This is a genomic window from Streptomyces sp. CA-278952, assembly GCF_028747205.1.
Lineage (GTDB): Bacteria > Actinomycetota > Actinomycetes > Streptomycetales > Streptomycetaceae > Streptomyces.
Genome location: NZ_CP112880.1, coordinates 5,530,608 through 5,544,335 on the forward strand (window position 1 = coordinate 5,530,608; position 13,728 = coordinate 5,544,335).

The following is a 13,728-nucleotide window of genomic DNA, read 5'->3' on the forward strand; positions in this document are numbered from 1 at the left end:
CCGTCCTGACATGGGGGATCGGGTCGGACACCGTTACTGAACCAATCCGTTTCAGTGCAGACCTGTGACGGCCCTAAACTGTCTCCCGTGACCGAGAACACTCAGCAGCCAAGCGCCAGCAACCCCGAACTGCCGACCCAGTACGCGCCGGCCGATGTAGAGGGGAAGTTGTACGAGCGCTGGGTGGAGCGCGGGTACTTCGAAGCCGACGAGCACAGCGACAAGCCGCCGTACAGCATCGTCATCCCGCCGCCGAACGTCACCGGATCCCTCCACCTGGGCCACGCCTTCGAGCACACCCTGATCGACGCCCTCGTCCGCCGGAAGCGGATGCAGGGCTACGAGGCGCTGTACCAGCCGGGCATGGACCACGCCGGCATCGCCACCCAGAACGTCGTCGAGCGCGAGCTCGGCAAGGAGGGCAAGTCCCGTCACGACCTGGGCCGTGAGGCCTTCGTCGAGCGCGTCTGGCAGTGGAAGAACGAGTCCGGCGGCCAGATCTCCGGCCAGATGCGCCGTCTCGGCGAGGGCGTCGCCTGGTCCCGTGAGCGCTTCACCATGGACGAGGGCCTGTCCAAGGCCGTCCAGACCGTCTTCAAGCAGATGTACGACGACGGGCTCATCTACCGCGCCGAGCGCATCATCAACTGGTGCCCCCGCTGTCTCACCGCGATCTCCGACATCGAGGTCGAGTACCAGGAGGACGACGGCGAGCTCGTCTCCATGACGTACGGGGACGGGGACGAGACCATCGTCGTCGCCACCACCCGCGCCGAGACGATGCTCGGTGACACCGCCGTCGCCGTCCACCCCGACGACGAGCGCTACCAGCACCTGGTCGGCAAGCAGATCAGCCTGCCGCTGACCGACCGGACCATCCCCGTCGTCGCCGACCACCACGTCGACCCGGAGTTCGGCACCGGCGCGGTCAAGGTGACGCCCGCCCACGACCCGAACGACTTCGAGATCGGCAAGCGCCACGACCTGCCGTTCCTCACGGTCCTGGACGAGCGCGCCGTCATCACGGTCCCCGGCCCCTTCCAGGGCCTGGACCGGCTGGAGGCCCGCTCCGCCATCGTTGCCGCCCTGCGCGCCGAGGGCCGGATCGTCGCCGAGAAGCGGCCCTACGTCCACTCCGTCGGGCACTGCTCGCGCTGCAAGACCACCATCGAGCCGCGCCTCTCCCTCCAGTGGTGGGTCAAGGTCGCCCCGCTCGCCAAGGCCGCGGGCGACGCGGTCCGCGACGGCAGCGTCAAGATCCACCCGCAGGAGATGGAGAAGCGCTACTTCGACTGGGTCGACAACCTCCACGACTGGACGATCTCGCGCCAGCTCTGGTGGGGCCACCGCATCCCCGTCTGGTACGGCCCGAACGGCGAGGTCGTCTGCGTCGGACCCGACGAGGCGGCGCCCACCGGCGAGGGCTGGACCCAGGACAGCGATGTCCTGGACACCTGGTTCTCCTCCGGCCTGTGGCCGTTCTCCACCCTCGGCTGGCCCGAACGGACCGACAGCCTCGCGAAGTTCTATCCGAACTCCGTCCTGGTCACCGGCTACGACATCCTCTTCTTCTGGGTCGCCCGGATGATGATGTTCGGCCTGTACGTCAACGACGGCGTCCCGCCGTTCTCCACCATCGTCCTGCACGGCATGGTCCGCGACGAGCACGGCAAGAAGATGTCGAAGTCCTTCGGCAACGTGGTCAACCCGCTGGACTGGATGGACAAGTACGGCTCCGACGCCCTGCGCTTCACCCTCGCGCGCGGCGCCAACCCCGGCACCGACGTGCCCATCGGCGAGGAGTGGGTCCAGGGCTCGGCGAAGTTCTCCAACAAGATCTGGAACGCCACCCGCTTCGCCCTGATGAACGGCGCCACGATCGAGGGCGACCTGCCCCCGGTCGAGGAGATGTCCGTCACCGACCGCTGGATCCTGTCCCGTCTGAACAAGACGGTCGCCGACGTCGACGCGTTCTACGACGACTTCCAGTTCGCCAAGATCAGCGAGTCGCTGCGCCACTTCGCGTGGGACGAGGTCTTCGACTGGTACGTCGAGCTGTCCAAGACCACGTTCTTCGCGGGCGGCCGCCCGGCCGAGGTCTCGGGCCGGGTCCTCGGCGAGGTCCTGGACGTGATGCTGCGGCTGCTGCACCCGATCGTCCCGTTCGTCACGGAGGCGCTGTGGACCGCGCTCACCGGGCGCGAGTCGATCGTCATCGCCGAGTGGCCGGGTGACTCCGGCTTCCGCGACGACGCGGCCGAGAAGGAGATCGAGCTGGTCCAGCAGGTCGTCACCGAGGTCCGCCGCTTCCGCAACGACCAGGGCCTCCAGCCGGGCCAGAAGGTCCCGGCCGAGCTGACCCTGACCGGCACGGAGCTCGCCCCGCACGAGGCGGCCATCCGCCAGCTCCTGCGGCTCCAGCCCGCCGGGGACGGCTTCCAGGCCACCGCGTCGCTCCCGGTCGCCGGGGCCACCGTCGCCCTGGACCTGTCCGGGACCATCGACGTGCCGGCCGAGCGCAAGCGCCTCACGAAGGACCTGGAGGCCGCGCGCAAGGAGAAGGCGCAGGCGGAGGGCAAGCTCGGCAACGAGGCCTTCCTGGCCAAGGCCCCGGACAACGTGGTCGACAAGATCCGCGGCCGGCTCTCCAAGGCCGAGACCGACATCGAGCGGATCGGCGCCCAGCTGGCGGCCCTCCCGCAGAGCTGATGTCCTGAAGCCGAAGCCCCCGCCCACCCCGACCGACCGGGGCGCGGGGGCTTCGCCGTACGCCCTCCGGGCCCCGCCCGTCCCCGCTCCGCCGGGCGCTGCGCGCGATGTCGGCGCCCATCCGTAGACTGGGCGCGTGAGTAAGCCCCGCCCTTCAGACCGGCACGACGCGCCCGATCCCGACGACACCTTCGAGGAGATCGTCGACGAGGCGACCCAGCGCGACCCCGACCTGGCGGTGATCGAGGCCGGGAGCCGCACCCTGCGCGCCCACTCGGGCCAGCCCCAGGGCGAAGCGGTCCCGGCCCGCCCGGTCGACCCCGAGACCGACAAGGCGCTGCGCGCGGTGGAGCAGGAGCTCGCCGGACGCTGGGGCGAGACCAAGCTGGAGCCGTCCGTCACGCGCATCGCCGCGCTGATGGACGTCCTCGGCGAGCCGCAGCGCGCCTATCCCTCCATCCACATCACCGGCACCAACGGCAAGACCAGCACGGCCCGCATGATCGAGGCCCTGCTCAACGCCTTCGAGCTGCGCACCGGCCGCTACACCTCCCCGCACGTCCAGTCGATCACCGAGCGGATCAGCCTCGACGGGTCCCCGATCACACCCGAGCGCTTCATCGAGACGTACGAGGACGTCAAGCCGTACGTCGAGATGGTCGACGCCCAGCAGCCCTACCGGCTCTCCTTCTTCGAGGTCCTCACCGGCATGGCGTACGCGGCCTTCGCCGACGCGCCCGTCGACGTGGCGGTCGTCGAGGTCGGCATGGGCGGCACCTGGGACGCGACGAACGTCATCGACTCCACGGTCGCCGTTGTCACCCCCATCTCGCTGGACCACACCGACCGGCTCGGCACCACGCCGGCCGAGATCGCCGGCGAGAAGTCCGGGGTCATCAAGCAGGGCGCCACGGTCATCCTGGCGCAGCAGCCGGTGGACGCCGCGCAGGTGATGCTCAAGAAGGCCGTCGAGGTCGACGCCACCGTGGCCCGCGAGGGCATGGAGTTCGGCGTCGTCTCCCGCGAGATCGCGGTCGGCGGGCAGCTGCTGACGCTGCGCGGGCTGGGCGGTGCGGCCACCGAGTACACGGACATCTTCCTTCCGCTGTACGGGGCCCACCAGGCGCACAACGCGGCGGTCGCGCTCGCCGCCGTCGAGGCGTTCTTCGGTATCGGCGCCGAGCAGGCCCGCTCCCTCGACATCGACGCGATCCGCAAGGCGTTCGCCTCGGTGCTCTCGCCCGGCCGCCTGGAGGTCGTGCGCTCCAGCCCGACCGTCGTGCTGGACGCCGCGCACAACCCGGCGGGGGCCAAGGCGGCGGCGGACGGCGTCTCCGAGGCGTTCAGCTTCTCCCGGCTGATCGGCGTGGTCGGCACGAGCGGTGACAAGGACGCCCGCGGGCTCCTGGAGGCCTTCGAGCCGATCTTCGCCGAGATCGTCGTCACGCAGAACTCCACCGCCCGCGCGATGGACGCGGACGAACTGGCCGCGATCGCCGTCGAGGTCTTCGGCGACGACCGGGTCCAGGTCGAGCCGCGGCTCGACGACGCGCTGGAGGCGGCGATCACGCTGGCCGAGGAAGAGGACGAGTACGCGGGCGCCGGGGTGCTGGTGACCGGATCCGTGATCACGGTCGGCGAAGCCCGGCTGCTGCTGGGAAGGGGCTGAGAAGAAGGATGCGGACGCTCTGCGCCTCGACGCTGATCGGTGAGTTCTTCGTGATCGGCTTCGCCGGTCTCGTCGCGATGAAGCTGGACGACACCTCCATGGCCGTGGTCTGGACGGTGTGCGGCATCGGCATGGTCCTCTCCGTGCTGCTGTGCGGGATGATCACCCGGCCCGGCGGTGTCCAGCTGGGCTGGGCGCTCCAGGTCGCCCTGGTCCTGAGCGGGTTCGTGGTCCCGACGATGTTCATCCTGGGCCTGGCCTTCGGCGGTCTGTGGTGGGCCTCGATCCACTACGGGCGCAAGATCGACGAGGCCAAGGCCGACTGGGCCGCCCGGCAGGAAGCCGAAGAGGCCACGGCCTGAGGCCTTGAGGCGCGAGGCCCCAGGCCGGGCCTCCTCATCCGGATCTCCGGATCTCCGGATCTCCGGATCTCCGGATCTCCGGATCTCCGGATCTCCGGATCTCCGGATCTCCGGATCTCCGGATCGTGCCGGGCCCACCGACACGCGCGGCCGGCCCCTTCGGGCCCCGAGAATCCGGGGCCCGAAGGTGACCCTGGGTGAACCCGGGCGCAGACCCGCCCCCGAACCCCTGTAATCTCGCCCTCACCGCACCCGTATGCCTGGCCTTGCAAGGAGCCGTACATGACTCAGCGCACTCTCGTCCTGCTCAAGCCCGACGCGGTCCGCCGTGGCCTGATCGGCGAGATCGTCGGCCGCATCGAGCGCAAGGCGGACTGGCGGATCACCGCGCTGGAGCTGCGCACCCTGGACCACGAGACGCTGGAGCAGCACTACGGCGAGCACAAGGGCCGCCCGTTCTACGAGCCGCTCATGGAGTTCATGCGGTCCGGCCCCGTCGTCGCCCTGGTGGCCGAAGGTGAGCGGGTCATCGAGGGTGTCCGCACCCTGGCCGGCCCCACCGACCCGATCGCCGCCGCGCCCGGGTCCATCCGTGGTGACTTCGGCACGATCACCCGCGAGAACCTCATCCACGCCTCGGACTCCGAGGAGTCCGCGGAGCGAGAACTGAAGCTTTTCTTTCCGGGACTTTCCTGACCCGATCGGCCAAACAGCGCTGTATGCCTGGGGCGACCGAAGTAATTCGGTCGCCCCTCGGCATAGGGTTTGGGATCGCGGGAACGCATCCCTCCGACGTAACGTCACCATGGGTAGAACGGGCACCCGTTCCGCTCACGATGGCGAAGGACCCTCGCGCTGTGTCCGTGCATACGGCACTACGATGGAAGCTTCCACGCCCGCAGCGCCAACCTCGCCTACCAGAACCAGCCATCTTCGCTACCTGGGAAGGCCCGACGCATCCTCATGGGGAACAAGGGGAACTCAATGTCGTTCATCGGCCGTGACATGGCTATCGACCTCGGGACTGCCAACACGCTGGTGTACGTCAGGGGGCGCGGCATCGTTCTGAACGAGCCGTCCGTCGTGGCCATCAACACCAACACCGGCGGAATTCTGGCGGTCGGCTCCGAGGCCAAGAAGATGATCGGGCGCACACCGGGCAACATCGTTGCCGTGCGGCCTCTGAAGGACGGCGTGATCGCCGACTTCGAGATCACCGAGCGGATGCTCCGCTACTTCATCCTCAAGATCCACAAGCGTCGCTACCTGGCCCGCCCCCGTGTCGTCGTCTGTGTGCCCTCCGGTATCACCGGGGTCGAGCGCCGCGCCGTCATCGAGGCGTCCACGCAGGCCGGCGCGCGCCAGGTGCACATCATCGAGGAGCCCATGGCCGCCGCCATCGGCTCCGGCCTGCCGGTCCACGAGGCCACCGGGAACATGGTCGTCGACATCGGCGGCGGCACCACCGAGGTCGCCGTGATCTCGCTCGGCGGCATCGTCACCGCGCAGTCGATCCGGACCGCCGGTGACGAGCTGGACAACGCGATCATCCAGCACATCAAGAAGGAGTACTCGCTCCTCCTCGGTGAGAGGTCCGCGGAACAGATCAAGATCACCATCGGTTCGGCGTTCGACCTGGAGAAGGACGAGCACACCGAGATCCGCGGCCGCGACCTGGTGTCCGGGCTGCCCAAGACGGTCGTCATCTCGGCCGCCGAGGTCCGCAAGGCCATCGAGGAACCGGTCAACGCGATCGTCGACGCCGTGAAGACGACGCTCGACAAGTGCCCGCCCGAGCTGTCCGGCGACATCATGGACCGCGGCATCGTCCTCACCGGCGGCGGCGCGCTGCTGCGCGGACTGGACGAGCGGCTGCGCCACGAGACGGGCATGCCGATCCACATCGCCGAGGACCCGCTGGACTCGGTGGCGCTCGGCTCCGGCAAGTGCGTCGAGGAGTTCGAGGCGCTCCAGCAGGTGCTGGACGCCCAGCCCCGCCGCTAGCGCCCCACTTCGGGTGGTGTCCCCGCGGGGACACCACCCGATCCGGCGAGCGGACGCTGACGCTCCGCCCGCCGGATCGTTGATATGAATCGTTGCTGTACCTGTTCCGACGCGGAGACACATCGACGCGGCGGACGCGCGTACAGCGACGTACACACAGGCACGAACATTCCGACGAGGAAGGCACGGCCGCCGCACGTGAGGGACACACGAGAGAGCCGGCTGCTCCTGGTGCTGCTGATCGCCATCGCATTCGCCCTGATCACGGTGGATATCCGAGGCGGCGAGGAGTCACCGGTCGACGGCGCGAGGCAGGCCGCGGCCACCGTCTTCGGACCGGTCGAGAACGGCGTGGCAGCAGCGGTCGACCCGGTGGGCAACGCCATAGGCGCGGTACGGGACTCCGGCAACCGGCACGACCGCATCTCCACCCTGGAGCAGGAGAACGCCGCGCTGAAGGCCAAGCTCGGCAGCGACGACCGCACCAACAGCCGGGTCCGCCAGCTCGACGCCATGCTGAAGAACGCGGGCGCCGGACAGTACGGCATCAAGGGCGCCGAGGTCATCGCCATAGGAGCGGCCCAGGGCTTCTCCTGGACGGTCACCATCGACGCCGGGGCCAACGACGGCATCCGCCGCGACATGACCGTCCTCAACGGGGAGGGGCTGGTCGGCCGGGTCACCACCGTCGGCCCCAACACCGCGACGGTCCTGCTCGCCAACGACCCCGACTTCACCGTCGGCACCCGGATGGAGAAGACCGACGAGCTCGGCTTCGCCACCGGCCAGGGCTCGCGCCCGCTGGCGGTGCAGTTCCTCAACGGCAAGGCCAAGGTGAAGGCCGGCGACCGGCTGGTCACCTTCGGCTCCAGCAAGGACAAGCCCTTCGTGCCCGGCGTCCCGGTCGGCGAGGTCGTCCGCGTCGACCCCTCCGGCGGCGCGCTGACCCGGACCGTCTACGTGAAGCCGTACGTCGGGTTCACCAAGCTCGACATCGTCGGCGTCGTCGTCCAGGCCCCCCGCGAGGACCCGCGCGACATGGTCCTGCCCAAGCAGCCGGCCAAGAAGAAGCCGAAGCCGACCCCCACGGTCACCGTCACGGTCCAGCCCAACGGGGACCTGGTGGACGGATCCGGCAAGGTCGTCGGCAACGTCAACGAGCAGCCCGGCGGCGACGCCGGTGACGCGGCAGGCGACCAGCAGGGCAACGCCCAACCCGACAACGCGGCCAACGACCAGGAGTAGAGCTGATCCCCATGCGCATCAACCGGACTCTGCTCTCGATCGTCCTGGTCGTCGTCGCCCTCGTCGTCCAGGTCTCCGTCCTCGCCCGCCTCCAGCTCCCCGGGGCCGTCCCCGACCTGCTGCTCCTCACCGTCCTCGGCCTCGCCTTCGTGTACGGGCCGGTCAGCGGCTCCCTCATCGGCTTCGGCGCGGGTCTCCTCGCGGACCTCGCCCCGCCCGCCGACCACGCCGTCGGACGCTACGCCCTGGTGCTCTGCGTCATCGGCTACCTCGCGGGCCTGGCCCGGCCGGAGAACGGGCAGCTGAAGTCGGCCTTCGCCCCGATGGCCGTGGTCGTGGCCGCCGCGATCGGCTCGACCCTGCTGTACGCGGGCGTCGGCGCGCTCGTCGGCGACACCGCCGCCCGCCATGTGGGCCTGGGCAGCCTGCTGTTCACGGCCGCGATCTACGACCTGCTGCTGGCGCCCTTCGTCGTGCCGCTCATCATGGCGCTGGCCAGACGCACCGAGAACGATCCGCTCGCCGAGGCCTCGTCCGGCGGCAACGACGTCGCCGCCGGCTGGCTCGCCTCGGGCACCGGTCTGCGGATCGGCAACCAGCGTGGCGGCCTGCGCGTCAAGGCCGCCCGCAACCGCGCCGCCCGCGCGGGCAGGATCAAGGGGGTCAAGCGACTGTGAGGCCGTTCCCGGGGGACGACCCCCGTACCCCCAGCAGGACCACCATCGGGGGCACCGCGTGAGCAACATTCCCGAGACCGGGCGGACCCAGCGGGTCCAGATCCGGCTCATCGTCATCCAGGTCCTCGTCTTCTCGCTGCTGCTCACCCTCGGCGGGCGCCTGTGGTACCTCCAGATCCGCAACGGCGACGAGTACACCGCCGAAGCCGCGGGCAACGGTGTGCAGCAGGTCGTCCAGCCCGCCGTGCGCGGCTCGATCCTCGACGCCCGCGGCGTGCCGCTCGCCGACAACGAGACCCGCCTCGTCGTCTCCGCTAGCCGCACCGAGCTGCTGAAGATGAAGGACGACGGCGTCGGGGTCCTCACCCGCCTCGCCGACGTCCTGGACATGAACGCCGAGGAGGTCCGGGACAAGGTCCGCCTCTGCGACTCCAAGACCCCCCAGCCCTGCTGGAACGGATCGCCGTACCAGCCGATCCCGGTCACCGACGAGGCCACCACCCAGCAGGCCCTCCAGATCCGCGAGCGCGCCGAGGACTTCCCCGGCATCACCGCCGAACCCACCGCCGTACGCCGCTACGCCGCACCCGGCAAGGCGAGGACCGCGCAGGTCCTCGGCTATCTCTCGCCGGTCACCGACGAGGAGATCCAGAAGGCGCAGGACGGCCCCTCGCCCTACCTGCGCTCCGACCAGGTCGGCCGCTCCGGCCTGGAGCGCACGTACGACCAGGAGCTGCGCGGCAAGGCGGGCGTCACCCGCTACGAGGTCGACAACCTCGGCCGCGTCATGGGCGAGGCCGAGAACGACCCGGCGGTCTCCGGCTCCACCCTCGTCACCAGCCTCGACGCACGCGTGCAGGCGGTGGCCGAGTACGAGCTGGCCCAGGCGATGAAGACCGCCCGCCAGGAGACCGACAAGATCACCGGCCGGAAGTACGAGGCCGACTCCGGCGCCGTCGTCGTCATGGAGTCGAAGACCGGCCGCGTCGTGTCGATGGCCTCCCAGCCCGACTACGACCCCAACGCCTGGGTCGGCGGTATCTCCGGCAAGCAGTACGCCAAGCTCACGAGCAAGAAGTCCAACTACCCGCTGCTCAACCGGGGCATCCAGGGCCAGGCCCCCGCCGGCTCGATCTTCAAGGTGGTGTCGGCGAGCGCGGCCGTGCGCGCCGGTCACGACTTCGACGACCTCTACCAGTGCAGCAGCTCCTACAGCCTGGGCAGCCAGACCTTCGCGAACTTCGAGTCCCAGGGCCATGGGCCCATCACCCTCGGCGACGCGCTCAAGTACTCCTGCAACACCGTCTTCTACCGTCTCGGCCACGAGGAGTGGGCGCGTGACGGCGGCATAAAGCCGAAGAAGGACGCCAACGACTGGTTCTACCGCACCGCCCGTGACTTCGGGCTCGGCTCCGAGACCGGCATCGACCTGCCCAACGAGGTCAAGGGCCGCATCCCGGACCGCCAGTGGAAGCAGGACTTCTGGGAGGCCAACAAGGACGCCTGGTGCAAGGAGGGCAAGAAGGGCGGCACCTACGTCCAGCAGATCGCGTACGAGAGCTGCCTCGAAGGCAACCAGCTCAAGGCCTACGACAGCATCAACTACTCGATCGGCCAGGGTGACGTGCTCGTCACGCCCATCCAGATGGCCACCGCCTACGCCGCCATCAGCAACGGCGGGACCCTCCACGAGCCCACCGTCGGCAAGGCCGTGATCAGCCCCGACGGCAAGACCGTCCAGGAGATCAAGCCCAAGGCCAGCGGCAAGCTGCCGGTCAACGCCCAGACCATCAAGGACCTCGACAAGGGGCTCCGCTCGGTGGTCGAGCCCGGCGGCACCGCCGCCTGGCGGTTCGGCGGCTGGCCGCAGGACAAGATCCCGATGCGCGCCAAGACCGGCACCGCCCAGGTGTACGGCAAGCAGACCACCGGATGGTTCGCGACCTACACCGACGACTACACGATCGTCATGACGATCTCCCAGGGCGGCACCGGCTCCGGCTCCGCCGGACCCGCCGTCCGCAATATCTACAACGCGCTCTACGGCCTCGACGCCGAGGGCAACCAGGACAAGAAGAAGGCCCTGCTGCCGAAGCCCCAGAAGGCGCTGCCGAAGATCCAGCCCGACGGCTCGATCTACGCCCCCAAGGTCAAGCCCTACGACCCCACTCCGGCCGTGCCCGGGGAGCAGCCGGGCGGACAGGAACCCCAGCTGCCCCTGCCGCCCGGAGGCCAGCCCGGACTCACCGGATCGCCGGCGTCGAACGGGAGGCAGCCCTGATGGCAGGTGGATTCTCCGTCTCCGGCTACGGCCCCGACCAGGGCTCCTGGGCCAAGCTGACCGCTCGCGACTCCCTCGCACGGCGGCTGGACTGGCCGCTGCTCGGGGCCGCGCTGGCGCTCTCGTTCCTCGGTGCGCTGCTCGTGTGGTCCGCGACCCGCAACCGCGACCACCTCACCCAGGGCGACCCGTACTTCTTCCTCCTGAGGCACGCCCTCAACACCGGCATCGGCCTCGCCCTGATGATCGGCACGATCTGGCTCGGCCACCGCACGCTGCGCGGGGCCGTCCCGGTCCTCTACGGCATCTCGGTGCTGCTGGTCCTGGCGGTCCTCACCCCGCTCGGCACCACGGTCAACGGCGCCCACGCGTGGATCAAGCTCCCCGCCGGCTTCTCGATCCAGCCCTCCGAGTTCACGAAGATCACCATCATCCTCGTGATGGCGATGCTGCTGGCGGCCCGCGTCGACGCGGGCGACCAGGCCCACCCCGACCACCGGACCGTCGCCAAGGCGCTGGGCCTCGCCGCCATCCCCATGGCCGTCGTCATGCTGATGCCGGACCTCGGTTCGGTGATGGTCATGGCCGTCATCGTCCTCGGCGTCCTGCTGGCCTCCGGCGCCTCCAACCGCTGGGTCTTCGGCCTCCTCGGCGCGGGTGTGGGCGGGGCTGTCGCCATCTGGCAGCTCGGTCTGCTCGACGACTACCAGATCGCCCGGTTCGCCGCCTTCGCCAACCCCGCGCTCGACCCGGCGGGCGTCGGCTACAACACCAACCAGGCCCGCATCGCGATCGGCTCCGGCGGACTCACCGGCACCGGCCTCTTCGAAGGCACCCAGACCACCGGTCAGTTCGTGCCCGAGCAGCAGACCGACTTCGTCTTCACCGTCGCCGGCGAGGAGCTGGGCTTCCTCGGCGCGGGGCTGATCATCGTGCTCCTGGGCGTCGTCCTGTGGCGCGCCTGCCGGATCGCCCGCGAGACCACCGAGCTGTACGGCACGGTCGTCGCCGCCGGGATCATCGCCTGGTTCGCCTTCCAGTCCTTCGAGAACATCGGCATGACGCTCGGCATCATGCCGGTCGCCGGACTGCCGCTGCCCTTCGTCTCCTACGGCGGATCCTCGATGTTCGCCGTCTGGGTGGCGATCGGGCTGTTGCAGTCCATCCGGGTGCAACGGCCGATGTCCGCCTGAACCCGGGGCACGCCGGGTAGGTGTCCCTACATGGCGGACACCAAGCGCGAGATCGAGCGGAAATACGAAGCCACCGACGACACCCGGCTGCCCGACCTGACCCGGGCGGCCGGGGTCGACCGGACGGTCCAACGCGGCGTGACCGAGCTCGACGCCGTCTACTACGACACCCACGACCTCCGCTTGGCCGCCGACTCCCTCACCCTGCGCCGCAGGACCGGCGGGGCGGACGAGGGCTGGCACGCGAAGTTCCCCGTCGCCGTCGGCGTCCGGGACGAGATCCACGAGCCGCTCTCCGACGCCGTGCCGCCCTCGCTGGCGGCGCTGCTCCGCTCCCGGGCCCGCCACGCGGAGATCACCCCCGTCGTCCGGCTGCTCTCCTCCCGGGACGTCCACCACCTGCTGGCCGCCGACGGGACCCTCCTCGCCGAGGTCAGCGTCGACAAGGTGCTCGCGGAACGCCTCGCGGGGGAGGGGAGCGGCGCCACCGCCGCCTGGACCGAGATCGAGGTCGAGCTGGCCGACGACGGCGATCCCGCGATCCTGGACGCCGTCGAGAAGCTGCTGCGCAAGGCGGGGGTGCGCCCCGCGGAGTCCCCCTCGAAGCTCGCCCGGGCGCTGGCGGAGACGGCCCCCGCACGGGACGGGGAAGGGCGGGAGAAGGACGCGCCGCACACCGCGGGCGACCACGTCCTCGCCTACGTACGGAAGCAGATCTCCGCGATCGTCCGCCTCGACCCCGCCGTCCGCCGCGATCTGCCCGACTCCGTGCACAAGATGCGCGTCGCCACCCGCAGGCTGCGCAGCACCTTCAAGACCCACCGGGCCCTCCTCGACCGCGAGGTCACCGACCCCCTGGGCGCGGAGCTCAAGTGGCTCGCCGCCGAACTGGGCCTCGACCGCGACCAGGAGGTCCTGGACGAACGCCTCGGCACCCGCGTGGAGGCCCTGCCCGTCACCCTGACGCTCGGCCCCGTGCGCGGCCGCCTCCGCGCCTGGTCGGCCGCCCGCCGCACCGGCTCGCGCCGCAGGATCATCGAGGTACTGGACGGGAAGCGGTATCTGGACCTCCTGGACGCCCTCGACGCGCTGAGCGCCGACCCGCCCCTGCGCCCCGCCGCCGGCCGCGCGCCCGACAAGGCCCTGCCCAAGGCGGTGCTCAAGGACTACAAGAAGCTCGCGCACCGTATGGACCGAGCTCTGGAGCAGCCGCCGGGCCCCGAGCGGGACACCGCGATGCACGAGGCCCGCAAGGCCGCCAAACGCGCCCGGTACGCGGGCGAGGCGGCCCGCCCCGCCCTCGGCAAGCCCGCCAAGCGCTTCGCCAAACGCGTGAAGGCCGTACAGACCGTCCTCGGCGACCACCAGGACAGCGTCGTCGCCCGCGAGGCCCTGCGCCTGCTCGCCATCCAGGCGCACGCGGCGGGGGAGACCGCGTTCACCTGGGGGCTCCTGTACGGGCAGGAGGAGGCCGCGGCCGAGGCCCGGGAGCGCGAACTGCCCGAGGTCTGGGCCCGTACCAGCGCTCCCGGACCGCTCGCGGATCTGAAGCACTGAGCGCCGGGGTACGCTGGATGGTCACCCCTGC

At 70.3% G+C, this 13,728-nt stretch carries 10 protein-coding genes; all 10 read left to right on the top strand.

What is annotated here, in order from left to right; translation table 11 throughout:
* Nucleotides 1-87: 87 nt before the first annotated feature.
* The 10 genes from N7925_RS24765 to N7925_RS24810 all read left to right on the top strand — a co-directional run bounded on the left by N7925_RS24765 (nucleotide 88) and on the right by N7925_RS24810 (nucleotide 13,697).
* Nucleotides 88-2,709, top strand: coding sequence for a valine--tRNA ligase (locus N7925_RS24765; RefSeq protein WP_274345205.1), 2,622 nt, complete (start codon nucleotides 88-90; stop codon nucleotides 2,707-2,709).
* A gap of 136 nt (nucleotides 2,710-2,845) precedes the next feature.
* On the top strand, nucleotides 2,846-4,378 hold the full coding sequence (folC, locus tag N7925_RS24770) for a bifunctional tetrahydrofolate synthase/dihydrofolate synthase (protein ID WP_265601647.1): 1,533 nt from the start codon (nucleotides 2,846-2,848) through the stop codon (nucleotides 4,376-4,378).
* Between the two features lie 8 nt (nucleotides 4,379-4,386).
* On the top strand, nucleotides 4,387-4,740 hold the full coding sequence (locus N7925_RS24775) for a DUF4233 domain-containing protein (RefSeq protein WP_265601648.1): 354 nt from the start codon (nucleotides 4,387-4,389) through the stop codon (nucleotides 4,738-4,740).
* 282 nt (nucleotides 4,741-5,022) lie between these two features.
* Nucleotides 5,023-5,436, top strand: coding sequence for a nucleoside-diphosphate kinase (ndk, locus tag N7925_RS24780; RefSeq protein ID WP_018959188.1), 414 nt, complete (start codon nucleotides 5,023-5,025; stop codon nucleotides 5,434-5,436).
* Nucleotides 5,437-5,724: 288 nt separating this feature from the next.
* A complete protein-coding gene (locus N7925_RS24785; RefSeq protein ID WP_018959187.1) occupies nucleotides 5,725-6,744 on the top strand; it encodes a rod shape-determining protein in 1,020 nt (339 codons plus the stop codon).
* Nucleotides 6,745-6,942: 198 nt separating this feature from the next.
* Nucleotides 6,943-7,989, top strand: a complete 1,047-nt coding sequence (gene mreC / locus N7925_RS24790) for a rod shape-determining protein MreC (RefSeq protein ID WP_265601649.1) — start codon at nucleotides 6,943-6,945, stop codon at nucleotides 7,987-7,989.
* An 11-nt stretch (nucleotides 7,990-8,000) separates the two neighbouring features.
* Nucleotides 8,001-8,666: a rod shape-determining protein MreD gene (mreD, locus tag N7925_RS24795; protein ID WP_265601650.1), complete on the top strand. Its 666-nt coding sequence runs from the start codon at nucleotides 8,001-8,003 to the stop codon at nucleotides 8,664-8,666.
* 58 nt (nucleotides 8,667-8,724) lie between these two features.
* Complete coding sequence (mrdA, locus tag N7925_RS24800; protein WP_274345206.1) at nucleotides 8,725-10,947, top strand: penicillin-binding protein 2; 2,223 nt, start codon at nucleotides 8,725-8,727, stop codon at nucleotides 10,945-10,947.
* A complete protein-coding gene (gene rodA / locus N7925_RS24805) occupies nucleotides 10,947-12,140 on the top strand; it encodes a rod shape-determining protein RodA (protein WP_265601652.1) in 1,194 nt (397 codons plus the stop codon). Before mrdA ends, rodA begins: the two co-directional genes overlap by 1 nt.
* Nucleotides 12,141-12,170: 30 nt before the next feature.
* On the top strand, nucleotides 12,171-13,697 hold the full coding sequence (locus N7925_RS24810; RefSeq protein WP_274345207.1) for a CYTH and CHAD domain-containing protein: 1,527 nt from the start codon (nucleotides 12,171-12,173) through the stop codon (nucleotides 13,695-13,697).
* Nucleotides 13,698-13,728: the final 31 nt, after the last annotated feature.

Excerpts from the sequence above, each read along its gene's own strand:
- N7925_RS24785 (WP_018959187.1), top strand. The coding sequence starts at position 5,725 with ATGTCGTTCATCGGCCGTGACATGGCTATCGACCTCGGGACTGCCAAC.
- N7925_RS24775 (WP_265601648.1), top strand. The coding sequence starts at position 4,387 with ATGCGGACGCTCTGCGCCTCGACGCTGATCGGTGAGTTCTTCGTGATC.
- rodA (WP_265601652.1), top strand. The coding sequence starts at position 10,947 with ATGGCAGGTGGATTCTCCGTCTCCGGCTACGGCCCCGACCAGGGCTCC.
- N7925_RS24810 (WP_274345207.1), top strand. The coding sequence starts at position 12,171 with ATGGCGGACACCAAGCGCGAGATCGAGCGGAAATACGAAGCCACCGAC.
- mreD (WP_265601650.1), top strand. The coding sequence starts at position 8,001 with ATGCGCATCAACCGGACTCTGCTCTCGATCGTCCTGGTCGTCGTCGCC.
- ndk (WP_018959188.1), top strand. The coding sequence starts at position 5,023 with ATGACTCAGCGCACTCTCGTCCTGCTCAAGCCCGACGCGGTCCGCCGT.